Genomic DNA, 26,447 nt, shown 5'->3' with positions numbered 1-26,447 from the left:
TTTTTCCGGCCATCCACCCCTCTTCGTTTCAACAGGACAAATGACAATGCCCGTGTCGCAGGACGCGGGCATGACGAGGTGATTTTCAGAAAATGCCACGGCATCATCAGAAGAAGAGTTCCGCGCCCGGCGGCTCGCAGCGTCAGTTGCGCGTCGGCGAGCAGGTTCGCCACGCGATGGCCGATATTCTGGCGCAAGGCAATGTGCATGATGCCGACCTCGAAGGTCACATCATCACCGTGCCGGAGGTACGGATGTCGCCCGACCTGAAGCTCGCGACGGTCTACGTAATGCCGCTCGGTGGCCGCGACACCGAGATCGTCATCGCTGCGCTCGAGCGCAACAAGAAGTTCTTGCGCGGCGAGGTCGCGCGGCGCGTTAACCTGAAATTTGCACCTGACATTCGCTTCCGCGTCGACGAACGATTCGACGAAGCGGAACGGATCGAGAAGCTTTTGCGAACGCCTGCGGTGCAGAAGGATTTGGAACAGGATCCGGCTTCGGATCGGGAAGAAGAGCAATGACCATGGACCCCGCTCACGGCACGATCGGCGGCAACGACACCGATCAGCGCGACGCGCAGACCAACGATTTCGCGGAGATGGGCGGCAATTCGCAGCCGCGTCAGGAGCCGCGCCGCGTCAACAACGATCCGCGCGCCAAGCAGCAGAAGGGCAACCAGGTCCGCCGCGACCGCCGCGACGTCCATGGCTGGGTCGTGCTCGACAAGCCGATCGGCATGACCTCGACGCAGGCCGTCGCCGTGCTCAAGCGGCTGTTCAACGCCAAGCGCGCCGGACACGCCGGCACGCTCGATCCGCTCGCCTCGGGGGGCCTGCCGATCGCGCTCGGGGAAGCCACCAAGACCGTCCCCTTCGTGATGGACGGCCGCAAGCGCTACCGCTTCACGGTCTGCTGGGGCGAGGAGCGCGATACCGACGACATCGAGGGCCGGGTGACCGCGACCTCGGACCAGCGCCCGAGCCGGGAGGCGATCCTGGCCCTGCTGCCCCGCTTCACCGGGGTGATCGAGCAGATCCCGCCGCGCTATTCGGCGATCAAGGTCCAGGGCGAGCGCGCCTATGATCTCGCCCGCGACGGCGAGGTCGTGGAGCTGGCACCCCGCCCGGTCGAGATTCACCATTTAACCCTTGTCGATCAACCAGATAACGACCGGGCCGTGTTCGAGGCCGAATGCGGCAAGGGCACCTATGTCCGGGCGCTCGCCCGCGATATGGGCCGGATTCTCGGCACTTACGGCCATATTTGCGCGCTGCGGCGGACCCTGGTCGGCCCATTTGGCGAAAACGACATGATTCCGCTGGATCAGTTGGAGGCTTTGTGCGATAGAGCCGCGTCCGGCGAGGGCAGCCTCGCCGACGCGCTTTTGCCCGTTGAGACCGCGCTGGACGACATCCCGGCACTGGCCGTCACTCGGGCTGATGCGGCAAGGCTCCATCGGGGCCAGGCCGTTTTGTTGCGCGGACGGGATGCGCCCACTTGTAGCGGCACAGTCTATGTCACGGTGGCAGGCCGTCTTTTGGCGCTTGCCGAAGTTGGCAATGGCGAAATCATCCCCAAGCGTGTGTTCAACCTGACCGGCCTGACTGCCAGTCCCGGTCGCAACGAGAGAAATTGACGATGTCGATTGCCGCAGAACGCAAAGCGGAAGTCATCAAGACGAATGCCACCAAGGCCGGCGACACCGGCTCGCCCGAGGTTCAGGTCGCGATCCTGTCGGAACGCATCAACAACCTGACCAACCATTTCAAGACCCACGTGAAGGACAACCATTCGCGTCGCGGCCTCTTGAAGCTGGTCTCGACCCGCCGCTCGCTCCTCGACTATCTCAAGAAGAAGGACGAGGCGCGGTACAAGGCGCTGCTCGAGAAGCACAATATTCGTCGTTAAGAGTTCCTGCGCGCGCCACCGGCGCGCGTTTTCGCGCGTGGTTTCGAACGAAAGCGCTTGTTTTAAGCTTTTTGATCGAGGTTGCGCGCACGTCGGATGCAGGTCGTTGGCGGCCGGCATCCGGGCATGAACGGCGAAGACCGCGGTTCGGTGTTCGCATTCGTGCCGACTGACAGCCCAGCAGCAATCCGGCGGCTGGGCACAACGGGCAAGGCGCCCGTATGACCCGAAAGGATGGACGCCATCCGACATCCAAAAACCATGGCAGGATCGCAGGACGCTGATCATCCGCTCCGATCAGCGTCCCGCAATCTTGCGCATGGTTTTTGTTTTTCGAGAGCCGTCCCTTCTTTCGAGAACCCATGAAAGAAGACCTCTATGTTCAATAAGCATTCAGTCGAAATCGACTGGGGCGGACGCCCACTCAAGCTCGAAACCGGCAAGATCGCCCGCCAGGCCGACGGCGCCGTCGTCGCCACCTATGGCGAGACCGTGGTGCTCGCCACCGTCGTCGCGGCGAAGGCGCCGCGCGAAGGCGTCGACTTCCTGCCGCTGACCGTCGATTACCAGGAAAAGGCCTACGCTGCGGGCCGCATTCCCGGCGGCTATTTCAAGCGCGAGGGCCGTCCGACCGAGAAGGAGACGCTGGTCTCCCGCCTGATCGACCGACCGATCCGCCCGCTGTTCGTCGACGGCTGGCGCAACGAGACCCAAGTGATCGTCACCGTGCTGTCGCACGACATGGAGAACGATCCCGACATCGTCGCATTGGTCGCGGCTTCCGCGGCGCTGACGCTGTCCGGCACCCCCTTCAAAGGCCCGATCGGCGCCGCGCGCGTCGGCTTTGCCAACGACGAATTCATCCTCAATCCGACGCTCGACGAGATGGTCGACACCCAGCTCGACCTCGTCGTCGCCGGCACCGCCGACGCCGTGCTGATGGTCGAATCGGAGGCCAAGGAGCTCAACGAAGACATCATGCTCGGCGCCGTGATGTTCGGTCACCGCCACTTCCAGCCGGTCATCAACGCGATCATCGACCTCGCCGAGAAGGCTGCGAAGGAGCCGCGCGAAGTCACTGTCATCGACAATGCGGCGCTCGAGAAGGAAATGCTCGGCCTGGTCGAGCAGGAGTTGCGCGCCGCCTACGCCATTCCGGTCAAGCAGGATCGCTACGCCGCGGTCGGCAAGGTCAAGGAAAAGGTGATGGCCCACTACTTCCCCGAAGGCCAGGAGCCGCAATACGACAAGCTGCGCGTCGCCGGCGTGTTCAAGGAGCTGGAAGCCAAGATCGTCCGCTGGAACATCCTCGACACCGGCAAGCGCATTGACGGCCGCGACAGCAAGACGGTGCGCAACATCGTCGCCGAAGTCGGCGTGCTGCCCCGCGCCCACGGCTCGGCGCTGTTCACCCGCGGCGAGACCCAGGCGATGGTCGTGACCACGCTCGGCACCGGCGAGGACGAGCAGTACATCGACGCGCTGTCCGGGACGTACAAGGAAACGTTCCTGCTGCACTACAACTTCCCGCCCTATTCGGTCGGCGAGACCGGCCGCCTCGGCGGCACCAAGCGCCGCGAGATCGGCCACGGCAAGCTGGCCTGGCGCGCGATTCGTCCGGTGCTGCCGCCGCACCATGAATTCCCCTACACCACGCGCGTGGTGTCGGAGATCACCGAGTCCAACGGCTCGTCCTCGATGGCTTCGGTCTGCGGCGCCTCGCTGGCGCTGATGGATGCGGGCGTGCCGCTGAAGCGGCCGACCGCGGGCATCGCGATGGGCCTGATCCTCGAAGACAAGCGCTTTGCGGTTCTCTCGGACATCCTCGGCGACGAGGACCATCTCGGCGACATGGACTTCAAGGTCGCCGGCACGGAAGCGGGCATCACCTCGCTCCAGATGGACATCAAGATCGAGGGCATCACCGAAGAGATCATGAAGGTCGCGCTGGCTCAGGCCAAGGACGGCCGCATCCATATCCTCGGCGAGATGGCCAAGGCCCTCACCGCGGCCCGCGCCGAGCTCGGCGAATACGCGCCGCGCATCGAGACCTTCAAGATCGCCACCGACAAGATCCGCGAAGTGATCGGCACCGGCGGCAAGGTGATCCGCGAGATCGTCGAGAAGACCGGCGCCAAGGTCAACATCGAGGATGACGGCACCGTGAAGGTCGCCTCCAGCGACGGCGAGGCGATGAAGGCGGCGATCAAGTGGATCAAGTCGATCGCGTCCGATCCGGAAGTCGGCCAGATCTATGACGGCACCGTCGTCAAGGTGATGGAGTTCGGCGCCTTCGTGAACTTCTTCGGTTCCAAGGATGGTCTCGTCCACATCAGCCAGCTCGCGGCCAACCGCGTGCAGAAGACCTCCGACGTCGTCAAGGAAGGCGACAAGGTCAAGGTCAAGCTGCTCGGCTTCGACGACCGCGGCAAGACCCGCCTGTCGATGAAGGTGGTCGACCAGACCACGGGCGAAGACCTCGAAGGCAAGGACAAGGGCGGCGAGGGCGAGAAGGCCCCGCGCGAAGCCGCCGGCGAGTAAGGCCTCGCGACAGTCCGGAAACCCGAAGGGCGGCCGAGAGGCCGCCCTTTTTCTTTGCCGTGCCGCCTGCATCATCGCAGGCCGTGCGCGTTTCCGTCGCAGCGTCGGATTGACCGCGATTGAAACCCGGAATGGTTGGTGTTGCGTAACTATCGTACCGCCGTACGCCTCATCAGCGGATCGTCCCAAGACAGGAGAACCAAATGACGTCCATATCCCGGCGCCGCCTCATGTTCACTGCAACCGGCCTCGTCGCGGCTGCCGCTGCCCCGCGCATGGCGTTTGCGCAAGCCGCCGCGGCGTCCGCAGGGCCGTTCAAGCTCGATCCTTTGGCCTATCCGGCGAATGCGCTGGAACCGCATATCGATGCCAAGACGATGGAGATCCACCACGACCGCCATCATCAGGCGTTCGTCACCAACCTGAACAATTTCGCCAAGGACAATCCGCAGATCGCGGGAAAGCCGATCGGCGAGGTGCTCGGCAATCTCGGCGCCGTTCCCGACGCGATCCGCACTGGCGTCCGCAACAACATGGGCGGCCACGCCAACCACACGATGTTCTGGCAGATCATGGGACCGAACGGCCGCAAGCCGGAAGGTGCCCTGCTCGCCGCGATCGACAGCGATCTCGGTGGCATGGAGAAATTGCAAACGGACTTCAATGCTGCCGGCGGGCGCGTGTTCGGCTCGGGCTGGGTGTTCGTGACCGTCACCAATGACGGCAAGCTCGCAATCGAGACAAGGCCCAATCAGGACAATCCGATGATGGACGGCAAGCGGGCGCTGCTCGGTAACGACGTCTGGGAGCACGCCTATTACTTGAACTACCAGAACCGCCGCGCCGATTATCTCAAGGCATGGTGGAACACGTTGAACTGGAAGGTCGTGGGCGAGCGCTACGCTGCCGCGAAGGCCGGCACACTCGACGTGTAACGCCGATCCGAGACATGAAAAAAGGGCGGCCTCTCGGCCGCCCTTCATCGCTTGCATGCTGATCGGCCTCACGCCGCGAGGTCGAAGCGATCGAGGTTCATCACCTTGGTCCAGGCCTTGGCGAAGTCCTTGACGAACTTCTCCTTGGAGTCCGAGGTGGCATAGACCTCGGCGAAGGCGCGGAGCTGCGAGTGCGCGCCGAAGATGAGATCGGCGCGGGTGCCGGTCCACTTCACCGCATTGGTCTTGCGGTCGCGTGCCTCGTAGGTGCCGTCGGCAGCGGCCGTCCACTGCGCGCTCATGTCGAGCAGGTTGACGAAGAAGTCGTTGCTCAGCGTTCCCACCTTGGTGGTGAGCACGCCGTGCTTCGAGCCGTTCGCGTTGGCACCGAGCACACGCAGGCCGCCGACCAGCACCGTCATCTCGGGGCCGGTGAGCCTGAGCAGCTGCGCGCGATCGACCAGCGCTTCCTCCTGCTGCATGAACTGATGCCGCTTGGCGATGTAGTTGCGGAAACCATCGGCCCGCGGCTCCAGCGGTGCGAACGAGGCCGCGTCCGTCTGCTCCTGCGAGGCGTCCATGCGGCCCGGCGTGAAGCCGACCTTGACCTCGACGCCGGCATCCTTGGCGGCCTTCTCGACCGCCGCGGTGCCGCCGAGCACGATCAAATCCGCGAGCGAGACCTTCTTCGCGCCGGATGAGGCGTTGAAGTCCTTCTGGATCGCTTCGAGCTTGCCGAGCACCTTGGCGAGCTGGGCCGGGTCGTTCACCTCCCAGTCCTTCTGCGGAGCAAGGCGGATGCGCGCGCCGTTGGCGCCGCCGCGCTTGTCCGAGCCGCGGAACGTCGAGGCCGACGCCCAGGCGGTCGAGACCAGCTCGGACACCGACAGGCCCGAAGCCAGGATCTTGCTCTTCAGCGAAGCGATGTCCTGCTCGCCGACCACCTCGTGGTTCAGGGCCGGAATCGGATCCTGCCAGATCAGCGTCTCCTTCGGCACCAGCGGGCCGAGATAGCGCTGGATCGGACCCATGTCGCGATGGGTGAGCTTGAACCAGGCGCGGGCGAAGGCGTCCGCGAACTGATCCGGGTGCTCGAGGAAGCGCCGCGAGATCTTCTCGTAGGCGGGATCGAAGCGCAGCGACAGGTCGGTCGTCAGCATGGTCGGCCGATGCTTCTTCGACTTGTCGAAGGCGTCAGGAATGACGGCGTCGGCATCCTTCGCCGTCCACTGGTTCGCACCGCCCGGGCTCTTGGTCAGCTCCCATTCGTACTTGAACAGGTTTTCGAAGAAGTTGTTGCTCCACTTCGTCGGCGTCGTCGTCCAGGTCACCTCGAGGCCGCTGGTGATGGAATCACCCGCAAGGCCCGAAGCGTGCTTGCTCTTCCAGCCGAGGCCCTGATCTTCCAGTGCGCCGGCTTCCGGCTCCGGGCCGACCAGCGAGGGATCGCCTGCGCCATGGGTCTTGCCGAAAGTGTGGCCGCCGGCGATCAGCGCGACGGTCTCCTCGTCGTTCATCGCCATGCGGAAGAAGGTCTCGCGGATGTCCTTGGCCGCGGCGACCGGATCCGGCTTGCCGTTCGGACCTTCCGGATTGACGTAGATGAGGCCCATCTGCACCGCGCCGAGCGGCTCGGCGAGCTGGCGTTCGCCGCTGTAGCGCTCATCGCCGAGCCAGGTGCCTTCCGGGCCCCAATAGAGCTCTTCCGGCTCCCAGACGTCGGCGCGGCCGCCCGCAAAACCGAAGGTCTTGAAGCCCATCGATTCCAGCGCGACGTTGCCGGCGAGCACCATCAGATCGGCCCAGGAAATCTTGCGGCCATATTTCTGCTTGATCGGCCACAGCAGACGGCGGGCCTTGTCGAGGTTGGCGTTGTCGGGCCAGGAGTTGAGCGGGGCGAAGCGCTGCTGACCGGCGCCGGCGCCACCGCGGCCGTCGGTGATGCGGTAGGTGCCCGCGCTGTGCCAGGCCATGCGGATCATCAGGCCGCCGTAATGACCGAAGTCGGCCGGCCACCATTCCTGCGAATCCGTCATCAGGGCGGTCAGGTCCTTGATGACCGCATTCAGGTCGAGCGACTTGAACTCCTTGGCGTAATCGAAGTCCTTGTCCATCGGATCGGACTTGTCCGAATTCTTGTGCAGCACCTCGATGTTGAGCTGCGTCGGCCACCAATCGCGGTTTGTGCGCGTGGGTTTTCCGCCCGAAAACGGGCACTTCGAAGTGTCGTCCATGAATACCTCCTCTGGCGGCGTCGAACTCGCGCCCTTGACCAGGTAGAACCACTCTAAGCGCCGCCTCCTATCAGGGGAAGTTGACTTTAGTGATCGCTGCGATAGGATTTTCTGATGATCAATCTGACGCTGCGCCAGCTCCGGTATTTCGATGCGCTGGCCCGTCACGGCCATTTCGGCCGCGCGGCCGAGTCCTGCTCGATCTCGCAGCCGGCCCTGTCGATGCAAATCAAGGAGCTGGAGGAGGCGCTGGGCGGCCTGCTGCTGGAGCGCAGCGCGCGCCAGGTCGCGCTGACCCGGTTCGGCGAGGAGCTGGCGCAACGGGTCCGCGATATCCTGCGCTCGGTCGACGAGCTCGGCGATTTCGCGCGCGCTTCGCAGGACCGCTTCGCCGGCCGCCTGCGCATCGGCATGATCCCGACCATCGCGCCCTACCTGCTGCCCAAGATCACCAAGAATCTCACGCGCATGCATCCGGAGCTCGACATCCGCGTGCGCGAGACCATGACGCCGCGGCTAATCCAGGAACTGGTGGAGGGACGGCTCGACACCGCCATCGTGGCGCTGCCGGTGTCGGAGCCATCGCTCACCGAGGTCGCGCTGTTCGAGGAGAAATTTCTGCTGGTGCGGCCGGGCGCCGATGAAGGCACACCGGTGCCGTCACGCGAGATGATGCGCGAGATGCGGCTTCTGCTGCTCGAGGAGGGGCACTGTTTCCGCGACCAGGCGCTGTCGTTCTGCAACATGCAGGCCGCGCCGCCGCGCGAGATGCTGGATGCGAATTCGCTGTCGACGCTGGTGCAGATGGTCAGCGCCGGCATCGGCGTCACCCTGATCCCGGAGATGGCGGTGCCGGTGGAGACGCGGTCCGCCTCGGTCTCGCTGGCGCGCTTCCGCGACCCCGAGCCGTCGCGCACCATCGGCATGGTCTGGCGCAAGACCAGCCCGCTGGCGCGGCAGCTGCTGCAGATTTCCGAGGTGGTGTGCCTGTCGGCCGGCAAGGTGCGCGCGCGGCAATCCCTGCGCAGCCAGAAGGCTTGACCGGCTGATGTCGCATCCGATCATCCGCCCCGCCCGTGCGGATGAATATGACGAGATCGGGCGCGTCTGGATGGAGAGCTGGGTCTCGACCGGGCTCGCCGAAGCCAGCGACTTCCTGCTGGCAAACCTGCGTGCGCGCATCAGGCGCGAGATCGAGAACGGCTGGAGCCTGTTCGTCGCCGACGATCGCGGCACGATCGCCGCGATGCTGGCGCTGCATCTGCCGAAGCGCTATCTCGACATGCTGTTCGTCGCACCCGCCCATCAGGGCCAATCGATCGGCCGGCAATTGCTCGCCTTCACGCGCACGCAAATGCCCGACGAGATGTATCTGCGCTGCGTCCGCGAGAACGAGAAGGCCTGGCGCTGGTACGAGCGCGAAGGCTTTTTGCTCGAGAAGGAAGAGATCGAGCCGTCGAACGGGTTCGTGATGAAGTGTTATCGGTGGAAGCGGCAGCAGCCTGCCGGATAGACGCCGTTCCCACGCTGCAGCTTGCGGTTGTCACGATCCCCACCTAGTGTGGCGAGACCGATGACCTCCCGCCTCTGATCTCCTGGAATCCATGTTTCGAATTGCTGCCTCGGTGCTCCTCCTGCTGCCCTTTCTGACTCCGGCGGCAGCACAAACCCCGCCCGCAACGACCCAGCCCTCGGCTCAAGCTGCACCACCGGCCAAGCCGGCCAAGAAGGCCGCGGCGAAGCCGAAGGCACCGGCCAAGCCCGCGGAATCCGCAAGCAGTGGCCCTTGCGGCATCGGCGTGATTGCGGCGACGCAGGACCCGTTCGTCGTCGAGAAGATCGGCCTCACCGTGTTCGGCAACGAATATGCGGAGGTGCCGGTTTCCTGGGGCCTTGATGATCTCGTTTTCGCACGTGTCCGTGCCGCCGCGGGCGCCACGCCGCTCCGGCGAATTACCTACGCCAATGGCGCGTTCGATGCCTATTACCACCCGAAGCCCAGCCTGTTTCGCAACGAGCGCGAGGAGCTTTCGAACCTGATCCGCCAGATCGCGGGCAATGCCGGTTGCGAGCGCTATGTCGTCGTCACGCGCGGCGAGGGGATGCTGCCGGGAACCAATCTCCCGCTCCGGGGACTCGGCATTCTCAACCGGGGCGTAGGCCCCATCAATTATTCGTTTCTGTACGCCTATCTCGGCGTGACCGTATTCGACGGCAAGACCTTTGAAATCAGGAAGGGACCCGGTGTGACGTTGGAAGGCGTCATGAAGCGCATGGCCGACAATTTCGTGCAGGACGAGCATCTTCGCAGAGTAGACAATTCCCTGTTTCCGGCCGCGGCAGCCGAGGCCTCCAGCAGCACCACGCTACGCGACAACATTCGCGAGTTTCTGACGGAGCGGCTCGACAAGATCTTGCCGCCCTACTTCGCGCAGTGAAACGCGCTGGGGGCGACGATGAACGTTCTCGCTGCGGCTCTGGTATCGTATGCGCTGCTGTCGCCGGCGGGCGGACAGGTACAGCCTGCGTCGAAGCCGGAGGTAGCGAAGCCTGCCATAAGGAAACCTGCAACTGTCGCCCCGACCAAGCCTGCCGAAAGTGGCCCGTGCCAAATCGGTGTGATTCCGATCGCCGGCGACCTCTTCATGGTCGAGAAGTTCGGTCCCCTGAAGTTTCTCGACAAGTACACGCGCACTTCGGTCGCGGCGTGGGCGCTCGACGACCTCGTCGTCTCCCGCGTTCGTGCCGCCGCACCCGGCATTGCCGTCCGCAGGATCCCCTACACCCTCGAGGAACTCAGGTCCGGGGGCCGACAGAAGCAGAATCCATGGTTCTATCGCGCCGAAGCCGACGTGAAGGGCTTTGTTCAATTTCTAGCGCCAAAGATCCGCTGTGATCGTTACCTCGTCGTCCACCGGCACGGCGGAACGCAGCGCGAATACGGCATCGGCATCTCGCAATACCCCTATGGCGGGCCCGTGCATCTCTTCGCCATGATGCTCATCCGGATCTATGACGGCCGGACTTTCGAGCTCGTCAAGGAGGCACCGGCCTTGATGACCGAGGACACCTATATCGAGCGGATGACGCACAATTTTCTTGGCGGCCCCTCGATGCAGCTGGATCCTGCGATGTTTCCGGAAAAGCCTGCGGAAGTTGTCAACAATACTGTGCTGCGCGACGGTGTGCGGACGATGCTGATCAAGAGCCTCGACAAGACGCTTCCGGCCCTGCTGCAACGTCCGCCATCGCCGTCGTCGCGTTAACCAAGATATCGCTCGCGGAAGGTTCCTTCCCTCTAGGCGTAGTGCGTTGCGGATGCGCAGCAAACGCGGCATGAATCCGCCCTGTTCGCTCCTGCCGATGAAAGGTCCGCGCCATGATCAAGCTCTATTGGTCGCCCCGTTCGCGCTCGTTCACGACGCTCTGGCTGATGGAGGAGAGCGGCCTGCCCTATGAGCGCGTGCTGACCGACATCTCGACCGGCGCGCAGAAGACGCCGGACTATCTGAGGATCAACCCGATGGGCAAGGTGCCGGCGCTGATCGACGGCGACGCGGCGCTCGGCGAAGCCGCCGCGATCTGCGCTTACATCGCCGATCGTTATCCCGAGACCAAGCTCGCGCCCGCCGTGACCGACCCGCGCCGCGCGCGCTATCTGCAATGGCTGTTCTTCTCGCCAGGCTGTATCGAGCCGGCCATCATCCAGATCTTCACCAAGATCGAGATCCCGACCTCGACGGCGGCCTGGGGCAGCGCCACGCAGGTGTTCGACGTGCTGGAAGCCGCGCTCGAGAAGGGTCCATGGATTCTCGGCGAGGAATTTTCCGCCGCCGACGTCGTGATCGGCGCCGGCCTGAATTTCGCGGTACGCCTGTTCAAGATGGTGCCGTCCCGCCCCGCGTTCGACGCCTATCTCGCGCGCTGCACGGCGCGGCCGGCGTTCCAGCGCGCGGAAAAGATCGCGGCGGGATAGACAAGCTCAGGATTTGTAGGGTGGGCAAAGCGAAGCGTGCCCACCACCTTGCGTGGCGATCCTTGAGAGCTCGTGGGCACGGCGCGAAGGGCGCGCCTTTGCCCACCCTACACGAGCTACGAAAGCATCCTATTCCGACTTCAGATCATCCGGCCGCGGCATGAGGATGACGTTGTAGCCCGAATCCACATAATGGATCTCGCCGGTCACGCCGCCGGACAGATCCGACAGCAGATACAGCGCCGAGCCGCCGAGCTCGTCGAGCGTGACGCCGCGGCGGAGCGGCGCGTGCTTCTGCATGAAGCCGAACATGGCGCGGGCCTCGCCGATGCCGGAGCCGGCGAGGGTGCGGATGGGGCCGGCGGAGATCGCATTGACGCGGATGCCGCGCGGTCCGAAATCGGCGGCGAGATAGCGCACGGAAGCCTCCAGCGCCGCCTTGGCCACGCCCATCACGTTGTAGTTCGGCATCGCGCGCTCCGAGGCGCCGAAGGTCAGCGTGATCATGCTGCCGCCTTCCGTCATCAACTCGGCGGCGCGCTTTGCGACCTCCGTGAACGAGAAGCAGGAGATCACCATGGTGCGCGAAAAATTCTCGCGGCTGGTGTCGGCGTAGCGGCCCTTCAGCTCGTTCTTGTCGGCAAAGCCGATCGCATGGATCACGAAGTCGAGCCCGCCCCACTTTTCGCGGAGCACCGCGAAGGTGGCATCGACGCTGGCGATGTCCTCGACATCGCAAGGCAGCACCAGATCGACGCCGAGCTGCTCCGCCAGCGGCTTGACGCGCTTGCCGAGCGCCTCGCCCTGGAAGGTGAAGGCAAGCTCGGCGCCGTGGGCATGCAGCGTCCGCGCCATGCCCCACGCGATGGAATGATCATTGGCGATGCCCATGATCAGACCGCGCTTGCCCTTCATCAAACCGTCCATTGCGAAATTACTCTCCGCTCTTCGTCATGCCCGGGCTCGTCCCGGGCATCCACGCCCTTTGCAGCCAGAACCTAAGACGTGGATGGCCGGGCCTTCGCCTCGCCGAAGCGGCTTCGGCCGCGCAGGCGGGACAAGCCCGGCCATGACGAGAAATCACGAAGGCGTCGACGACGCCTCACGCATCCAGCCGGCTGAACACCAGCGTGGCATTGGTGCCGCCGAAACCGAAGGAGTTCGACAGCACGGTGCCGATCTTGGCATTGTCGATGCGCTTGCGCACGATCGGCATGTCGGCGAACACCGGGTCGAGCTCCTGGATGTGCGCGCTCTCGCAGACGAAGCCGTTGTTCATCATCAGCAGCGAATAGATCGCTTCCTGCACGCCGGTGGCGCCGAGCGAATGGCCGGTCAGCGCCTTGGTCGCCGAGATCGGCGGGCACTTCTCGCCGACGCCGAATACTTTGCGGATCGCCTCGATCTCCGGCGGGTCGCCGGCCGGCGTCGAGGTCGCGTGTGGGTTGATGTAGTCGACCTTGGTCTTCACCGTCGACATCGCCATGCGCATGCAGCGCTCGGCGCCTTCGCCCGACGGCGCCACCATGTCGTGGCCGTCCGAGGTCGCGCCATAGCCGACCACCTCGCCATAGATGCGCGCGCCGCGCGCCTTGGCATGCTCGAGCTCTTCCAGCACCAGCACGCCGGCGCCGCCGGCGATGACGAAGCCGTCGCGATTGAGATCGTAGGGACGCGAGGCTGTGGCCGGCGTGTCGTTGTACTTCGAGGACATCGCGCCCATGGCGTCGAACAGCACCGACAGCGACCAGTCCAGCTCCTCGCAGCCGCCGGCGAAGATGACGTCCTGCTTGCCGATCTGGATGGTCTCATAAGCATTGCCGACGCAATGGTTCGAGGTCGCGCAGGCCGAGGAGATCGAATAGTTCACGCCCTTGATCTTGAACCAGGTCGCGAGCGTCGCGGATGCCGTGGACGACATCGCCTTCGGCACCGCAAACGGGCCGACGCGCTTCGGTCCCTTGGAGCGGGTAATGTCGGCGGCTTCGACGATGGTGCGCGCAGAGGGGCCGCCGGAGCCCATGATGATGCCGGTGCGGATGTTGGAGACTTCGTCGGGCGACAGGCCGGAATCCTGGATCGCCTGCTCCATGGCGATGTGATTCCACGCCGCGCCCTGGCCGAGGAAGCGCATCGCGCGGCGGTCGACCACCGTCGACGGATCGAGCGACGGCTCGCCTTGCACCTGCGAACGGAAGCCGAGCTCGGCATATTTCTCAGCCCGCGAAATGCCCGACTTCGCCTCGTGAAGGCTCGCAAGCACTTCCTGGGTGTTGTTTCCGATCGACGAGACGATGCCCATCCCGGTGACCACAACCCGCCTCATGACAGCCTCGCCTCAATCGTTGTCTTCGTGGTGATGCGCTCAGCCCAGGCTCGTGCCCTGCTTGAACAGGCCGACCTTCAGATCCTTGGCGCGATAGATAATCTGGTCATCGACCGAAAGCCACCCGTCGGCGATGCCGAGCACGAGCTTCGAACGCATCACGCGCTTGATGTCGACGTTGTACACAACCTTGCGGGCCTCGGTCAGCACCTGGCCGCCGAACTTCAGCTCGCTCAGGCCAAGCGCCCGGCCGCGGCCTTCCCCCCCGCTCCAGCCGAGGTAGAAGCCGACCATCTGCCACAGCGCATCGAGTCCGAGGCAGCCGGGCATGACGGGATCGTTCTTGAAATGGCAGCCGAAGAACCAGAGGTCGGGCTTCACGTCGAGCTCGGCGCGCACCAGACCCTTGCCGAACTCGCCGCCATTGTCGTTGATGTCGGTGATGCGGTCGAACATCAGCATCGGCGGCAGCGGCAGCTGGGCGTTGCCTGGGCCGAACATCTCGCCGCGGGCACAGGCCAGCAGATCTTCATAGTCGTAACCGTTGCGCCTGTTCAGCATTCACGAGCCTCTGTTCAAATCCCGATTGAGCGGCGTTCCTGGCGAAAATGGGCCCGTCTCGATCGGACCGCCAATCGCCACCGCCGGCCGCGACTTGCGCAAGCTTCGCATGGATTGCCGACCGGGCCTCCATGCCCGGCTGCGCCAAAATCGGCTAAGCGGAACCGCGCGCTCTCTAACACAGGCCATTTCGGGTGGCAAAGCGCAGAGATGAAGGTAAAATGACGCGCTCCCCAACCGGTTCCAAGCCTGATTAGAACGTCTCTAGTTGCGAGAAACTTGCATCTGCATCTTTCTCTTCTTATGTTACAGAGAGATATTGTTCACGCGTGCCCGAAATCTTGGAAATGAACGAGAATACCGCGTCCCAACACGACGACGACCATGCCGCGGCCCTCCTGTCCGGCCGCCAGCCGGCGCTGACCGGGTGTCCTTGGCACGACGTCAACGAAATGCTGCAGTCCGCGGGGTTGCGGCCGACGCGCCAGCGCATGGCGCTGGGCTGGCTGCTGTTCGGCAAGGGCGCACGCCACCTCACGGCTGAAATGCTCTACGAGGAAGCCACCCTCGCCAAGGTCCCGGTGTCGCTGGCGACCGTCTACAACACGCTGAACCAGCTCACCGATGCCGGCCTGCTGCGCCAGGTCAGCGTCGACGGCACCAAGACCTATTTCGACACCAACGTCACCACCCACCACCACTATTATCTCGAGAACAGCCACGAGCTGGTCGACATCGAGGATCCGCATCTGGCGCTGTCCAAGATGCCGGAGGTGCCCGAGGGCTACGAGATCTCCCGCATCGACATGGTCGTGCGCCTGCGCAAGAAGCGCTGAGATTTACTGAAATCGATCTGAGATCGTCATGGCCGGGCATAGCCGTCCAAAGGACGGCGTCGCTTGTGCTCGCCTGTGTCCCGGCCATCCACGTTTTTGGCTAGGCGCAAAGGTCGTGGATGCCCGGGACAAGCCCGGGCGTGACGCTGGAGCAACAGCTCCCTCCAATTGCGTCAGTTGACCTGCTCGTCCGAATAGACGCCCCAGAGGCGCTCCTGCTGGATCCAGCCGTCGAAGCCATTGCCGATGACGCGGCACCAGCCTGCGGCGCATTTCTTGACCTGGGTGACGACGCCGGCCTGGAGCTTGGCCGCAACCGCGCTGTCGGGATCGGGCCGGTCATAGATCGGGGCGAGGTCGTCCTTGTGCTTCATGGTGACGACGGCGGTGCGGCGGCCCGACAGCAGCGAATGATAGACCCAGCCCTCGGCGCCCTCGGAATCGCGCACCCGGCGCCAGTTCTCGAACTCGGCGGTAATTTCGACCGGCAGGCCGGCGCGGGTGTAGACCCAGGCGACGTCGTTGTCCTTGGTCGGGCCGGCGCGGACGTTCACGTGATCCGATTTGAGGCTGACATAGCGCGGCACCGGCAAGCCGCTGCTGGCCTGCGGGGTATTGTCCTTCGAATGCGAGGGGTCGACCGAGGCGCTCAACCACATGCAAACGAGCGCCATCACCCAACAAAAACGCCCCAACGCCATCAACCCGTCTCCTTCAAGGACCCGGCAGACCGGACCTTCACCCCAACTTCAAACCCTGCCGCACCCGCTCCTTCTCCCGCCCCACGCGGGTTCCAAGCCTTGAGCCGTGGTTCTTGTCTTGGCCCGGCCTTCTGCTAGAGAGAACGGGCACTTGAGCAACCAATTGGCCCCGATTTTCCGGCCGGAAATGTCGGGTGAGCTTGGAGGAAACGCCGGGGACGGACACGGCAAGGGCAGTGTCGAACAACCGGGTTAATGAGGCCTCAACGACCGGCCTTTGGCGACAGAGGCGGCCTGCGATGTCTCATGAGAGCAGGACATGTCGGTGAAGAAAAAGCCCCTCGTCGTGGTGACGCGCAAGCTGCCGGATTCGATCGAGACGCGGATGCGCGAGCTGTTCGATGCGCGGATCAATCTCGACGACACGCCGATGTCGCCCGAGCAGATCGCGGAAGCCGCTCGCACCGCCGACGTGCTGGTTCCGACCGTGACCGATCACATCAGCGCCGAGGTGGTGAACCAGCCCGACTGCAAGCTCCGCCTGATCGCAAATTTCGGCAACGGCGTCGACAATATTGACGTCGCAGCCGCCCATGCCCGCGGCATCACCGTCACCAACACGCCGAAGGTGCTGACCGAAGACACCGCCGACATGACCATGGCGCTGATCCTGGCGGTGCCGCGGCGAATGATCGAAGGCGCCTCGATCCTGACCGAAGGCAAGCCCTGGCCCGGCTGGTCGCCGACCTGGATGCTCGGTCACCGCATCGGGGGCAAACGCCTCGGCATCATCGGCATGGGCCGCATCGGCCAGGCGGTGGCGCGCCGCGCCCGCGCCTTCGGCCTGCAGATCCACTATCACAACCGCCGTCCCGTCGCCCCCGTGATCGCCGAGGAGTTAGGGGCCACCTATTGGGAAAGCCTCGACCAGATGCTGGCGCGGATGGACATCATCTCGGTGAATTGTCCGCACACGCCGGCGACCTATCACCTGCTCTCGGCGCGGCGACTGAAGCTGATCCGAAAAGACGCCTATATCGTCAACACCGCGCGCGGCGAGGTCACCGACGAGGACACGCTGATCAAGCTGATCGAAGGCGGCGAGATCGGCGGCGCCGGCCTCGACGTCTACGAGCACGAGCCCGCGGTCAACCCGAAGCTGGTGCGGCTCGCCAGAGCCGGCAAGGTGACGCTGCTGCCGCATATGGGCTCGGCCACAATCGAAGGCCGCGTCGAGATGGGCGAGAAGGTGATCATCAACATCCGCACCTTCCTCGATGCCCATAAGCCGCCGGACCGCGTGCTGCCGAGCATGCTGTGAGGTTTACGTCCCGCGCCCTTCGCGCTTGCGCCAATCCGCGACGAAATCGATGAACGCGCGCAGCGCCGGCGGTGTCTGGCGCCGGCTCGGATAGTACAAGAACGGGCCCGGAAATGGCTCGCACCATTCCTCCATCAGGCTGATCAGAGCGCCCGACTTCACGGCATCGCCGACATAGCCGTCGAGCGTGGCCCAGATGCCGACGCCGTCGAGCGCAGCGCGCATCGCAAGGTTCATATTGGTCGAGATCAGCTTCGCCGGCGGATTGACCTTCACGACCTGCCCGGCTCTCTCGAATTCCAGATCGTGCATGACGCCACTCGAATAGCGTGCGCGGATGCAATCATGGTCGAGCAGGTCCTTCGGATGAAGCGGCCTGCCGCGCCGCGCGATGTAACCGGGCGAAGCGACCGCGACATAGCGCTGCGGGCCGCTCAGCGGGATCGCCACCATGTCCTGCGCGAGATGCTCGCCATAGCGCACGCCGGCGTCATAGCCCCCGCTCACGATGTCGACGAAGCCGCTTTCGCTGACGATGTCGAGATCGACCTGCGGATGAGCGCTCAGGAACGGCCCGGCCATCGGCGCCAGCACCAGATCGACCGCCGGCGGCGGCGCGTTGATGCGCAGGCGCCCCGAGGCGACCCCGCGCAGGCCGCGGACCTGATCCAGGGCATCGCCGACATCGCGCAGCGCCGGCGCGACGCGCGACAGCAGCAGCTCGCCCGCCTCGGTCAGCGCGACGCTGCGGGTGGTGCGGTTCATCAGGCGCACGCCGAGACGTTCCTCCAGGTCTCGCAACCGCTGGCTAAGGCTCGATACAGACACGCGAATTTCGACCGCGGCCCGCCGGAAATTGCGGGTGCGGGCAACCGCCACGAAGACATCGAGATCGCGCAAATCGGGCTCAGCCATTGTTCATCACTGTGAACAAGGCATTCTGGATTGTCCAGCTTATCGGCGCAATCGGACCTACTCATATCTGGCCTCGTGACGCGGCGCAGGCCGCCTTTTCGAGGATGATCATCATGGAACAGCGCAAACTCGGTTCAACCGGCCCGACCGTCTCCGCATTCGGCCTCGGCTGCATGGGCATGTCGGAGGTCTACGGCCCCGCCGATCGCGGCGAGGCCATCGCCACCGTGCGTGCGGCGCTCGATGCCGGCATCACCCTGCTCGACACCGGCGATTTCTACGCCATGGGGCACAACGAGATGCTGTTGCGGGACGCCCTGAAGGAGGTGCCGCGCGAAAAGGTGCAGCTCAGCGTGAAGTACGGCGCGCTGCGCGGCCCCGCCGGTGAATTCGCGGGAATCGACACGAGGCCCGCCGCGACAAATAACTTCCTCGCCTATTCGCTGCAGCGCCTCGGCACCGACTATGTCGACATCTACCGCCCGGCGCGTCTCGATCCCAACGTGCCGATCGAGGAGACCATCGGCGGTCTCGCCGAGCTCGTGAAGGCCGGCTATGTCAGGCATATCGGCCTGTCCGAGGTCGGCTCCGACACCATCCGCCGCGCGCATGCGGTGCATCCGATCGCCGATCTCCAGATCGAATATTCGCTGATCGAGCGCGGCATCGAACGCGACATCCTGAAGACCTGCCGCGAGCTCGGCATTGGCATCACCGCTTACGGCGTGCTCGCGCGCGGCCTGATCAGCGGCCACTGGTCGAAGGACTCAGGCAAGGCCGGCCGTGACTACCGGCTGATGACGCCGCGTTTCCAGGGTGCGAACCTCGACACCAATCTCACGCTGGTGGAGCAGCTGCGCGCAATCGCGAACGAGATCGGCGCAACGCCGGCACAGGTTGCGATCGCGTGGGTCGCTGCACAGGACAACGCGATCGTGCCGCTGGTTGGCGCCCGCACCCGCAACCGTCTCACCGAAGCGCTCGGCGCAACGAAGGTGAAGCTGACGCCGGTGCATCTTGCGGCGCTGGCCAAGGCATTTCCGCCCAACATCGCGGCCGGAACGCGCTACGCCGCCGAGCAGATGGCGCATCTCGACAGCGAGAAGCCGGCGACGGCGTAACCGCGGCAATCAGCTGCGATGGACGCTGAGATCCTCGAACACGGGCCCGTCGCCGTTGAGCGGATTGGCGGGATCGCGTGAATAGCGCAGCGTCTCGAAGCGCATCGCGCGCGTATCGATCATCAGGAGGCGGCCGACGAGGCCGTCGCCGAAGCCGACGATCTCACGGATCGCCTCCAGCGCCATCATCGAGCCGAGCACGCCCGCGAGCGCGCCCATGACGCCGGCCTCCGCACAGGCCGGCACCGTGCCGGGCGGCGGCGCTTCCGGAAACAGGCAGCGGTAGGTCGGATTGAATTCGCCCTGCTCGTTGGTCTCATGCGCGCGGATGGTGGTGAGCGAGCCGTCGAAGGTGCCGAGCGCCGCAGTGATCAGCGGCCGCTTGGCGAAGAAGCAGGCGTCGGAGACGAGATAGCGCGTCGAGAAATTGTCGGAGCCGTCGAGCACGAGGTCGTAATCGCCGATCAGGCTGAGCGCGTTATCCGCGTTGAGCCAGGTGGCGTGACCGATGAAGCGGACATGTGGGTTGAGCGCTGCGATCCGCTCGGCCGCACTCTCGACCTTGTGCCGGCCGATGTCGGGCGTCGTATGGATCACCTGGCGCTGCAGATTGGACAGCGACACCACGTCGTCGTCGACCACGCCGAGCGTGCCGACGCCGGCGGCGGCCAGATACATCAACGCAGGCGCGCCGAGCCCGCCGGCGCCGATCACCAGCACCGAGGCCCGCTTCAGCGCGGCCTGGCCGGGGCCGCCGACGTCGCGCAGGACGATGTGGCGGGCATAGCGTTCGAGTTCGTCCGGGCTCAGCATCGTCGTACGCCTCTCCTACCAAGCCGCCGCTCTCAACCCTCATGGTGAGGAGGCGCAAAGCGCCGTCTCGAACCATGCGGGCCCCGATTTCGCCGCGGCCATCCTTCGAGACGCGGCCTTGAGGCCGCTCCTCAGGATGAGGATCTCAGTTCGCGGCCTCTACGGCCCTGAACCACCACTACGTTGTTCGCGACCAACGAGATGTGCTTGAATGGCACGCTTTTCAATGTTTTGGCGTTCAATGGGCTGGCTGGATTTGTCATGAGATCGATGCTTGCGGCAACCTTGATGTTTACGGCCGCCACGGGCGCGAACGCCCAGATGACCACATCGCCCGTCGCCGGCACCAAGCCGAAAACGGTACAGACCGTCCCGGTCCAACCTCCCGCAATGCAGACCCCGTCGGCGACCGCCGATGCCATGGCAAAAGCCGAGCGGCTGGCGCTGCAGTCCGACCTCGCCTGGGTCGGACAATATAACGGCGCCATCACCGGCGACGTCAGCGAACGCATGGTCAACGCCATCAAGGAGTACCAGAAGGCCAAGGGCGGCAAGCCGACCGGCGTGCTCAATCCGCAGGAGCGCACCGCGCTCGCCGATGCGGCACGCAAGAAGCAGGAGAGCGTCGGCTGGAAGATCGTGACGGAGCCGACCAGCGGCGCCCGGCTCGGCATTCCCGGCAAGCTGGTGCCGCAGCAGGCAAGCGACGCCAACGGCTCGAAATGGACCTCGCCGACAGGGACGGTGCAGGTGGTTCTCAGCCGGCGCAAGGAGACGAACCCAACCTCGGCCAAGCTCGCCGATCTCGAAAAGGAGCCGTCCGGGCGCAAGGTCGAGTACACCGTGGTGAAGCCCGACTTCTTCGTGCTGTCGGGCTTGCAGGGCCTGAAGAAGTTCTACGTCCGCGGCAGCTTCAAGGGCGACGAGGTCCGCACCATGACGATCCTCTACGACCAGGCGACGGAGAATACTGTCGAGCCGGTCGTGATCGCGATGTCGAGCGCGTTCAACGCGTTTCCGTCGGGGCCGCTGGCCGGGCCGCCGCCGCGCCGGAACGTCGAATACGGCACCGGCATCGTCGTCAGCGAGGACGGCGCGATCGTCACCGACCGCCTCGTCACCGACGGCTGCCTTGCGATCACGATCGCCGGCCATGGCAGCGCCGACCGTCTCGCCGAGGACAAGGAGCGCGATCTCGCGCTGCTGCATGTCTACGGCGCGCGCGACCTGAAGCCGCTCAGCCTCGCCGGAGGGGCCGCGAAGACCAATGTCGATGTCGTCGGCATCGCCGACCCGCAAAGCCAGGGTGGCGCGGCCGCGGTGTCGAGCCTCAAGGCCGCGTTGACGCCGGCGATGAGCAGCAATTCCACGCTCTCGCCGCCGCCGGCGGTCGGCTTCTCCGGCAGCCCGGCCGTCGACGCCGACGGCAAGTTCGCCGGCGTCGCGCTGCTGAAGCCGGCCATGGTCGCAGGACCTGCGACCTCGATCCCGGCGTCACAGGCTTTGATGGTCTCCGCCGAGGCGGTGCGCGGATTTCTGAAGGCGAACGGGGTCGCCGCGAATGGCACGTCCACCGATGCCAAGGCCGCCGTCGTGCGCGTGATCTGCGTGCGGAAGTAGGGCGCTGCCGACGTCTCCATCCTCGTGTCCCGGACGCGGTGCGGCATGAAATGCCGCCCCGCTGAGACCCGTGCGTCCTCAAATTCCGAGCAAGCGGCTTCGGGGCCCCGGCTCTGCAGCGCATCGCTATCGCGCTGCGCTTTGTCCGGGGCACGGTTGCACATGCGCCTTACGTACGACTACGGAGCCGGTAGTGGTACGGATTCGCTGGCATTCGCGATTCCGCCACCATCATTACCGTTGATTCGGACCTCCGCGATCCCCTTTGGATCGGGCCGGCACGTCCTGAGCGAGAAGCGCTCAGCATCCAGAAGCGATGCACGTTCGCGTGGCGTTTTCCTGACCCAGCACTCCAAAGGATTGATCTTCAATGCACACGATCGTACTGGCCACCCAAAAGGGGGGCAGCGGCAAGAGCACGCTCGCCGTCGGACTCGCAGTGGCTGCCAAGCAGGCCGGCTTCACCGTCCGCCTGATCGAGACCGACCCGCAGGGCACCCTCTCCAACTGGCAGCGCCGCCGCTTGACCGACGATCTCGTCGTCGAGCCGATCTATCACGCCGCCGACATCGCGCCGCGTCTCAAGATGCTTGCCGATAGCGGCCTCCAGATCGCGATCATCGACACCGCGGCCGGCCTCAGCGCCGCCACCACGGCCGCGATCCGCCATTCCGACCTCTGCCTGATCCCGGCCCGTCCCAGCGTCGCCGACATCGAGGCGACCGTCTCGACGCTCAGCGTCGCCCGCGCTTGGAAGCGGCCTTACAGCTTCGTGCTCAACCAGACGCCGATCCGCGGCCAGCGCATCGACAACGCCGCGACCGCGCTCGCCGAGGAAGCCGCGCTCGATCTTGCTGATGTGCTCGCGCGTCCGCTGATCGTGATGCGCAACGATCACCAGGACGCGCTTGCGAGCGGCCTTGCCGTGAGTGAATTCGCCCCGAACGGAAAATCGGCGGACGAGATCCGCGGCCTGTGGCGCTGGATCGAGACCCGGCTCGAGCTCGAAGCCACCACCAATGTCCTGATCGACCAGGTCATCTCGGCTGCGCACGGCATGCTGCAGATCGCCGCAGAACAGGCCGCGGACGAGACCACGACACTGGCGTCCTGAGCGGAGCGATCGCTCGGACGACAGCCGGGCTCTTCGCCATCCGGTGAAAGAGCCCGAGCGACGAAGCAGTCCGGCCACCAGCCCGGCCGGATTGCTTCGCTGCGCTCGCAATGACGGCGGGGTGAGATCGTCGCCCTCGCCGAGACTCACGGTCTCTCTGCGGCAATCCCGATGGTCACTTCTGACATTTCGGGCACCAGAACGTCGACCGGCCGTTCTGCGTGAAGCGCTTCACCGTGCCGCCGCAACGCGGCGTCGTGCATTTTTCGCCTTCGCGGTCGTAGACCTTGAACGAGTGCTGGAAATAGCCGAGCTCGCCGGTGGTCTGGCGGTGATCGCGCAGGCTGGAGCCGCCGGCCTTGATGGCATCGTTCAGCACGGTGTGGATCGCACCGACCAAGCGCTTGGCATGATCCGTCGGCTCGCCCTTCTTGGTGGATAGCGTCGCAGCAATGCGCCGCGGCGACAGATGCGAGCGGTGCAGCGCCTCGCAGACATAGATGTTGCCGAGCCCGGCCACCACGCGCTGGTCGAGCAGCGCGGCCTTCAGGCTCGTGGTCTTGCCTTGGCAGGAGCGCGCCAGCATCGCGGCGTCGAATTCGTTGCCGAGCGGCTCGGGGCCGAGGCCGCGCAGCAGCGGCTCGTCTTCGAGCGCGCCACGCGCAATCACTTTCATGTATCCGAAGCGGCGCGGATCGTTGAAGACGATGTCGGCGCCCGAGGACATCCGAAACAGCACGTGGTCGTGGGCGGAATCCTTGGCCTTTGGATAGTGAAACTCGCCGGGCTGAGCCTCGTTGTCCGGCTTGATGACGCGGAACGAGCCCGACATGCCCAGATGCATCAGGAGCACGTCGCCGGAGGCGAGATCGGCCACGAGATATTTTGCACGGCGCCCGAGGCCCGTGACGACCTGCCCCTTGAGCCGGGCCACGAAGTCGGGCTGGAACGGAAAGCGCAAATCCGGCCGGCGGGCCTCAGCGTCGAGGATTTTCGCACCCTCCATCACGGGCTGAAGGCCGCGGCGGACGGTCTCGACTTCGGGCAATTCAGGCATGGTCGGGCATTCACCTTATGAGGGCGGTGTGATAGCGCCATTGCGGCGGGCAGGCTATGGTCCGCCGAGTGGAGTAGAGTAATGGATCGGCCGGGCGAAACCACGCATTTTGGCTTCAGGGACGTTCCCCTCGGGGACAAGCAGACGCTGGTGAACGATGTGTTTCACAGCGTGGCGTCGCGCTATGATCTGATGAACGACCTGATGTCCGGCGGCCTGCACCGGGTCTGGAAAGACATCATGATCACCGCGCTGGATCCGCCGAGGGGCGACCGGCCGTTCGCGCTGCTTGACGTCGCCGGCGGCACCGGCGACATCTCGTTCCGCGCCGCCAAGGCAGCCGGCCCCGGCTTCCACGCCACGGTGTGCGACATCAACCCGGACATGCTGGCCGTGGGGCGCGAACGCGCCGCCAAGCGTCATTTGGACACCCAGGTCGATTTCGTCGAAGGCAACGCCGAGGCGCTCGGCTTCGCCGACCGCAGCTTCGATGCCTACACGATCGCTTTCGGCATCCGCAACGTGCCGCGGATCGACCTTGCGCTGCGCGAGGCCTATCGCGTGCTGAGGCCCGGCAGCCGCTTCCTGTGTTTGGAATTCTCCACCGTCGAGATGCCCGGCCTCGACAAGCTCTATGATCTGTTCTCGTTCAAAGTGATCCCGCCGCTCGGGCGCATGGTCACGGGCGACGCCGAATCATACCAATATCTCGTCGAGTCCATTCGCAAATTTCCAAAGCCGGCCGCCTTCGCCGACATGATCCGCGAGGCCGGCTTTGCCCGCGTCAGCTGGCAGACGCTCTCCGGCGGCATCGTCGCACTGCATTCGGGCTGGCGTTTGTGATCTCTGCCGTCACCCACATTGCGCGCCTGATCCGCGCCGCGTTCGTGTTTGCGCACGAAGGCGTGTTCGGCGCGGTCGATCCGAGCCTGGTGCCGCCGCCGGGACAGCTCGCGCTGAAGCTGGCGCGCATCATCGAGCGCCGTGGCGCCAAGCAGGGACCGCGGATCTCGCGCGCGCTGACGCGGATGGGCCCGGCCTATCTCAAGCTCGGCCAGTTCCTGGCCACGCGCCCCGACGTGGTCGGCGTCATCATTGCGCGCGATCTCGAAAGCCTGCAGGACCGCCTGCCGCCGTTTCCGCAGCAGGAAGCCGAGGCCACGATCGCGACCTCGCTGGAACGGCCGCTGACGGACATCTTTGTGAGCTTCGGCCCGCCGGTCGCGGCGGCCTCGATCGCGCAGGTGCATCGCGGCGAGGTGGTGCGCGACGGCATCCGCAAGTCCGTCGCGATCAAGGTGCTGAGACCCAACGTCGCCGCGCGCTTCCGCCGCGATCTCTCCGATTTCTTCTACGTCGCGCACAAGGCAGAGGCCTATTCGGCCGAGGCGCGGCGCCTGCGCCTGATCGAGGTCATCAACACCATGTCGCGCTCGGTCGCGATGGAGATGGACCTGCGGTTAGAGGCTGCCGCGCTGTCGGAGATGGCGGAGAACACGCGCGACGATCCCGATTTCCGCGTGCCCGCCGTCGACTGGGACCGCACCACGCACAACGTGCTGACGATGGAATGGATCGACGGCATCGCGCTGAACGATCACAAGCGCCTCGCCGAGGCCCGGGTCGATCTGCCCGATCTCGGCCGCAAGGTGATCCAGAGCTTCCTGCGCCACGCGCTGCGTGACGGCTTCTTCCACGCCGACATGCATCCGGGCAATCTGTTCCTCGATGACGCCGGCCGCCTCGTCGCGGTCGATTTCGGCATCATGGGCCGGCTCGGCATGAAGGAGAGGCGCTTCCTCGCCGAGATCCTGCTCGGCTTCATCACCCGCGATTATCGCCGCGTGGCCGAGGTGCATTTCGAGGCCGGCTATGTGCCCGCGCATCATTCGGTCGAGAATTTTGCGCAAGCCATCCGCGCCATCGGCGAGCCGATCCACAACCGCACGGCGGAAGAGATCTCGATGGCGCGGCTGCTCACGCTGCTGCTCGAGGTCACCGGCCTGTTCGACATGACGACGCGGCCCGAGCTGATCCTGCTGCAGAAGACCATGGTGGTGGTCGAGGGCGTGGCGCGCGGCTTCGATCCCAAGCTCGACATCTGGCGGATCGCCGACCCCGTGGTGCGCGAATGGATCGAGCGCAATCTCGGACCCATCGGCCGCATCGAGGGCGCGCTCGCCGGCACCGGGGACATCGCGCGGGTCTTGATGCGCCTGCCTGAGATCGCCGAGCGGTCGGTGAAGGTGCTCGAGCAGCTCGAGACCATGACGCGGGAGGGCATCAGGTTGTCGCCGGAGAGCATCGCGGCGATGGGACGCAGCGAAGGCCGCAAGAACCGCTGGCGCACCGTGGCGCTCTGGATCATTGCCGCGACCTTCATCGGGATTCTGATTGCCGTCCGGAACCTATGATGGCCAAAAGCTTGATTGCATTGCAATCACGTGAGTGATAGCATCGCTATC

25 protein-coding genes are annotated in these 26,447 nt (G+C 65.0%); 17 read left to right on the top strand and 8 right to left on the bottom strand.

Annotated elements, in window-relative coordinates:
• Positions 1–92 precede the first annotated feature (92 nt).
• The 5 genes from rbfA to P0R31_RS09445 all read left to right on the top strand — a co-directional run bounded on the left by rbfA (position 93) and on the right by P0R31_RS09445 (position 5,387).
• Positions 93–524: a 30S ribosome-binding factor RbfA gene (gene rbfA, locus P0R31_RS09465; RefSeq protein WP_275513834.1), complete on the top strand. Its 432-nt coding sequence runs from the start codon at positions 93–95 to the stop codon at positions 522–524.
• Positions 521–1,639, top strand: a complete 1,119-nt coding sequence (truB, locus tag P0R31_RS09460; RefSeq protein ID WP_275513833.1) for a tRNA pseudouridine(55) synthase TruB — start codon at positions 521–523, stop codon at positions 1,637–1,639. The genes rbfA and truB overlap by 4 nt, the downstream gene beginning before the upstream one ends.
• A gap of 2 nt (positions 1,640–1,641) precedes the next feature.
• The gene (gene rpsO / locus P0R31_RS09455) at positions 1,642–1,911 is read left to right on the top strand and encodes a 30S ribosomal protein S15 (RefSeq protein WP_008540131.1); all 270 of its coding nucleotides are present in this window, start codon (positions 1,642–1,644) and stop codon (positions 1,909–1,911) included.
• 378 nt (positions 1,912–2,289) lie between these two features.
• On the top strand, positions 2,290–4,452 hold the full coding sequence (gene pnp / locus P0R31_RS09450) for a polyribonucleotide nucleotidyltransferase (protein WP_275513832.1): 2,163 nt from the start codon (positions 2,290–2,292) through the stop codon (positions 4,450–4,452).
• 203 nt (positions 4,453–4,655) lie between these two features.
• Positions 4,656–5,387 (top strand): superoxide dismutase, encoded by a 732-nt coding sequence (locus P0R31_RS09445; RefSeq protein WP_275513831.1) that lies wholly within the window; start codon positions 4,656–4,658, stop codon positions 5,385–5,387.
• 68 nt (positions 5,388–5,455) lie between these two features.
• Here P0R31_RS09445 and katG read toward each other — a convergent pair whose 3' ends face one another.
• Entirely contained in the window at positions 5,456–7,621 is a 2,166-nt protein-coding gene (gene katG / locus P0R31_RS09440; protein ID WP_275513830.1) for a catalase/peroxidase HPI, read from the bottom strand.
• 114 nt (positions 7,622–7,735) lie between these two features.
• Between katG and P0R31_RS09435 the strand changes: the two genes are divergently transcribed.
• The 5 genes from P0R31_RS09435 (at position 7,736) to P0R31_RS09415 (ending at position 11,597) form a co-directional block, all read left to right on the top strand.
• Positions 7,736–8,662: a hydrogen peroxide-inducible genes activator gene (locus P0R31_RS09435; RefSeq protein ID WP_271543488.1), complete on the top strand. Its 927-nt coding sequence runs from the start codon at positions 7,736–7,738 to the stop codon at positions 8,660–8,662.
• A 7-nt stretch (positions 8,663–8,669) separates the two neighbouring features.
• On the top strand, positions 8,670–9,134 hold the full coding sequence (locus tag P0R31_RS09430) for a GNAT family N-acetyltransferase (RefSeq protein WP_275513829.1): 465 nt from the start codon (positions 8,670–8,672) through the stop codon (positions 9,132–9,134).
• A gap of 91 nt (positions 9,135–9,225) precedes the next feature.
• Positions 9,226–10,059, top strand: coding sequence for a hypothetical protein (locus P0R31_RS09425; protein WP_275513828.1), 834 nt, complete (start codon positions 9,226–9,228; stop codon positions 10,057–10,059).
• A 180-nt stretch (positions 10,060–10,239) separates the two neighbouring features.
• On the top strand, positions 10,240–10,887 hold the full coding sequence (locus P0R31_RS09420; protein ID WP_275513827.1) for a hypothetical protein: 648 nt from the start codon (positions 10,240–10,242) through the stop codon (positions 10,885–10,887).
• A gap of 113 nt (positions 10,888–11,000) precedes the next feature.
• Entirely contained in the window at positions 11,001–11,597 is a 597-nt protein-coding gene (locus tag P0R31_RS09415) for a glutathione S-transferase family protein (RefSeq protein ID WP_275513826.1), read from the top strand.
• 129 nt (positions 11,598–11,726) lie between these two features.
• Here the strand turns inward: P0R31_RS09415 and fabI are convergent, their stop codons facing one another.
• The 3 genes from fabI to fabA all read right to left on the bottom strand — a co-directional run bounded on the left by fabI (position 11,727) and on the right by fabA (position 14,484).
• Positions 11,727–12,524, bottom strand: coding sequence for an enoyl-ACP reductase FabI (gene fabI, locus P0R31_RS09410; RefSeq protein ID WP_275513825.1), 798 nt, complete (start codon positions 12,522–12,524; stop codon positions 11,727–11,729).
• 175 nt (positions 12,525–12,699) lie between these two features.
• On the bottom strand, positions 12,700–13,923 hold the full coding sequence (gene fabB, locus P0R31_RS09405) for a beta-ketoacyl-ACP synthase I (RefSeq protein WP_275513824.1): 1,224 nt from the start codon (positions 13,921–13,923) through the stop codon (positions 12,700–12,702).
• A gap of 39 nt (positions 13,924–13,962) precedes the next feature.
• Complete coding sequence (fabA, locus tag P0R31_RS09400) at positions 13,963–14,484, bottom strand: bifunctional 3-hydroxydecanoyl-ACP dehydratase/trans-2-decenoyl-ACP isomerase (protein ID WP_275513823.1); 522 nt, start codon at positions 14,482–14,484, stop codon at positions 13,963–13,965.
• A gap of 347 nt (positions 14,485–14,831) precedes the next feature.
• Here fabA and irrA point away from each other — a divergent pair, with 347 nt between their 5' ends.
• Complete coding sequence (irrA, locus tag P0R31_RS09395; RefSeq protein WP_036009037.1) at positions 14,832–15,320, top strand: iron response transcriptional regulator IrrA; 489 nt, start codon at positions 14,832–14,834, stop codon at positions 15,318–15,320.
• A gap of 173 nt (positions 15,321–15,493) precedes the next feature.
• Here the strand turns inward: irrA and P0R31_RS09390 are convergent, their stop codons facing one another.
• Positions 15,494–16,021, bottom strand: coding sequence for an SH3 domain-containing protein (locus P0R31_RS09390; protein ID WP_275513822.1), 528 nt, complete (start codon positions 16,019–16,021; stop codon positions 15,494–15,496).
• 319 nt (positions 16,022–16,340) lie between these two features.
• On the opposite strand from P0R31_RS09390, the gene P0R31_RS09385 reads away from it, so the two are divergent.
• Positions 16,341–17,342 carry a 2-hydroxyacid dehydrogenase gene (locus P0R31_RS09385; protein ID WP_225129577.1) on the top strand — a complete coding sequence of 334 codons (1,002 nt, stop codon included), beginning with the start codon at positions 16,341–16,343 and terminating at the stop codon, positions 17,340–17,342.
• Positions 17,343–17,345: 3 nt separating this feature from the next.
• On the opposite strand, the gene P0R31_RS09380 is transcribed toward P0R31_RS09385, so the two are convergent.
• Positions 17,346–18,257, bottom strand: coding sequence for a LysR family transcriptional regulator (locus P0R31_RS09380; protein WP_275513821.1), 912 nt, complete (start codon positions 18,255–18,257; stop codon positions 17,346–17,348).
• A gap of 113 nt (positions 18,258–18,370) precedes the next feature.
• Here P0R31_RS09380 and P0R31_RS09375 point away from each other — a divergent pair, with 113 nt between their 5' ends.
• Positions 18,371–19,378: an aldo/keto reductase gene (locus P0R31_RS09375; protein ID WP_275513820.1), complete on the top strand. Its 1,008-nt coding sequence runs from the start codon at positions 18,371–18,373 to the stop codon at positions 19,376–19,378.
• Positions 19,379–19,387: 9 nt separating this feature from the next.
• On the opposite strand, the gene P0R31_RS09370 is transcribed toward P0R31_RS09375, so the two are convergent.
• Entirely contained in the window at positions 19,388–20,191 is an 804-nt protein-coding gene (locus tag P0R31_RS09370; protein ID WP_275513819.1) for a HesA/MoeB/ThiF family protein, read from the bottom strand.
• Positions 20,192–20,452: 261 nt separating this feature from the next.
• Here P0R31_RS09370 and P0R31_RS09365 point away from each other — a divergent pair, with 261 nt between their 5' ends.
• On the top strand, positions 20,453–21,811 hold the full coding sequence (locus P0R31_RS09365) for a serine protease (RefSeq protein WP_275513818.1): 1,359 nt from the start codon (positions 20,453–20,455) through the stop codon (positions 21,809–21,811).
• Between the two features lie 370 nt (positions 21,812–22,181).
• Complete coding sequence (locus tag P0R31_RS09360; RefSeq protein ID WP_275513817.1) at positions 22,182–22,925, top strand: ParA family protein; 744 nt, start codon at positions 22,182–22,184, stop codon at positions 22,923–22,925.
• Between the two features lie 175 nt (positions 22,926–23,100).
• Here the strand turns inward: P0R31_RS09360 and mutM are convergent, their stop codons facing one another.
• Positions 23,101–23,982 carry a bifunctional DNA-formamidopyrimidine glycosylase/DNA-(apurinic or apyrimidinic site) lyase gene (gene mutM, locus P0R31_RS09355; RefSeq protein ID WP_275513816.1) on the bottom strand — a complete coding sequence of 294 codons (882 nt, stop codon included), beginning with the start codon at positions 23,980–23,982 and terminating at the stop codon, positions 23,101–23,103.
• An 81-nt stretch (positions 23,983–24,063) separates the two neighbouring features.
• Here mutM and ubiE point away from each other — a divergent pair, with 81 nt between their 5' ends.
• On the top strand, positions 24,064–24,825 hold the full coding sequence (gene ubiE / locus P0R31_RS09350) for a bifunctional demethylmenaquinone methyltransferase/2-methoxy-6-polyprenyl-1,4-benzoquinol methylase UbiE (RefSeq protein WP_260373446.1): 762 nt from the start codon (positions 24,064–24,066) through the stop codon (positions 24,823–24,825).
• Complete coding sequence (ubiB, locus tag P0R31_RS09345) at positions 24,822–26,396, top strand: 2-polyprenylphenol 6-hydroxylase (RefSeq protein ID WP_275513815.1); 1,575 nt, start codon at positions 24,822–24,824, stop codon at positions 26,394–26,396. The genes ubiE and ubiB overlap by 4 nt, the downstream gene beginning before the upstream one ends.
• Positions 26,397–26,447: the final 51 nt, after the last annotated feature.

This window comes from Bradyrhizobium yuanmingense, assembly GCF_029167105.1.
Taxonomy (GTDB): Bacteria; Pseudomonadota; Alphaproteobacteria; order Rhizobiales; family Xanthobacteraceae; genus Bradyrhizobium; species Bradyrhizobium yuanmingense_A.
This window is presented reverse-complemented; position numbering and strand designations above follow the sequence as displayed.

Bases quoted from the DNA above. Each gene is read 5' to 3' on its own strand.
- rbfA (WP_275513834.1), top strand. From the start codon at position 93: ATGCCACGGCATCATCAGAAGAAGAGTTCCGCGCCCGGCGGCTCGCAG.
- truB (WP_275513833.1), top strand. From the start codon at position 521: ATGACCATGGACCCCGCTCACGGCACGATCGGCGGCAACGACACCGAT.
- rpsO (WP_008540131.1), top strand. From the start codon at position 1,642: ATGTCGATTGCCGCAGAACGCAAAGCGGAAGTCATCAAGACGAATGCC.
- pnp (WP_275513832.1), top strand. From the start codon at position 2,290: ATGTTCAATAAGCATTCAGTCGAAATCGACTGGGGCGGACGCCCACTC.
- P0R31_RS09445 (WP_275513831.1), top strand. From the start codon at position 4,656: ATGACGTCCATATCCCGGCGCCGCCTCATGTTCACTGCAACCGGCCTC.
- katG (WP_275513830.1), bottom strand. From the start codon at position 7,621: ATGGACGACACTTCGAAGTGCCCGTTTTCGGGCGGAAAACCCACGCGC.
- P0R31_RS09435 (WP_271543488.1), top strand. From the start codon at position 7,736: ATGATCAATCTGACGCTGCGCCAGCTCCGGTATTTCGATGCGCTGGCC.
- P0R31_RS09430 (WP_275513829.1), top strand. From the start codon at position 8,670: ATGTCGCATCCGATCATCCGCCCCGCCCGTGCGGATGAATATGACGAG.
- P0R31_RS09425 (WP_275513828.1), top strand. From the start codon at position 9,226: ATGTTTCGAATTGCTGCCTCGGTGCTCCTCCTGCTGCCCTTTCTGACT.
- P0R31_RS09415 (WP_275513826.1), top strand. From the start codon at position 11,001: ATGATCAAGCTCTATTGGTCGCCCCGTTCGCGCTCGTTCACGACGCTC.
- fabI (WP_275513825.1), bottom strand. From the start codon at position 12,524: ATGGACGGTTTGATGAAGGGCAAGCGCGGTCTGATCATGGGCATCGCC.
- fabB (WP_275513824.1), bottom strand. From the start codon at position 13,923: ATGAGGCGGGTTGTGGTCACCGGGATGGGCATCGTCTCGTCGATCGGA.
- fabA (WP_275513823.1), bottom strand. From the start codon at position 14,484: ATGCTGAACAGGCGCAACGGTTACGACTATGAAGATCTGCTGGCCTGT.
- irrA (WP_036009037.1), top strand. From the start codon at position 14,832: ATGAACGAGAATACCGCGTCCCAACACGACGACGACCATGCCGCGGCC.
- P0R31_RS09390 (WP_275513822.1), bottom strand. From the start codon at position 16,021: ATGGCGTTGGGGCGTTTTTGTTGGGTGATGGCGCTCGTTTGCATGTGG.
- P0R31_RS09385 (WP_225129577.1), top strand. From the start codon at position 16,341: ATGTCGGTGAAGAAAAAGCCCCTCGTCGTGGTGACGCGCAAGCTGCCG.
- P0R31_RS09380 (WP_275513821.1), bottom strand. From the start codon at position 18,257: ATGGCTGAGCCCGATTTGCGCGATCTCGATGTCTTCGTGGCGGTTGCC.
- P0R31_RS09375 (WP_275513820.1), top strand. From the start codon at position 18,371: ATGGAACAGCGCAAACTCGGTTCAACCGGCCCGACCGTCTCCGCATTC.
- P0R31_RS09370 (WP_275513819.1), bottom strand. From the start codon at position 20,191: ATGCTGAGCCCGGACGAACTCGAACGCTATGCCCGCCACATCGTCCTG.
- P0R31_RS09365 (WP_275513818.1), top strand. From the start codon at position 20,453: ATGAGATCGATGCTTGCGGCAACCTTGATGTTTACGGCCGCCACGGGC.
- P0R31_RS09360 (WP_275513817.1), top strand. From the start codon at position 22,182: ATGCACACGATCGTACTGGCCACCCAAAAGGGGGGCAGCGGCAAGAGC.
- mutM (WP_275513816.1), bottom strand. From the start codon at position 23,982: ATGCCTGAATTGCCCGAAGTCGAGACCGTCCGCCGCGGCCTTCAGCCC.
- ubiE (WP_260373446.1), top strand. From the start codon at position 24,064: ATGGATCGGCCGGGCGAAACCACGCATTTTGGCTTCAGGGACGTTCCC.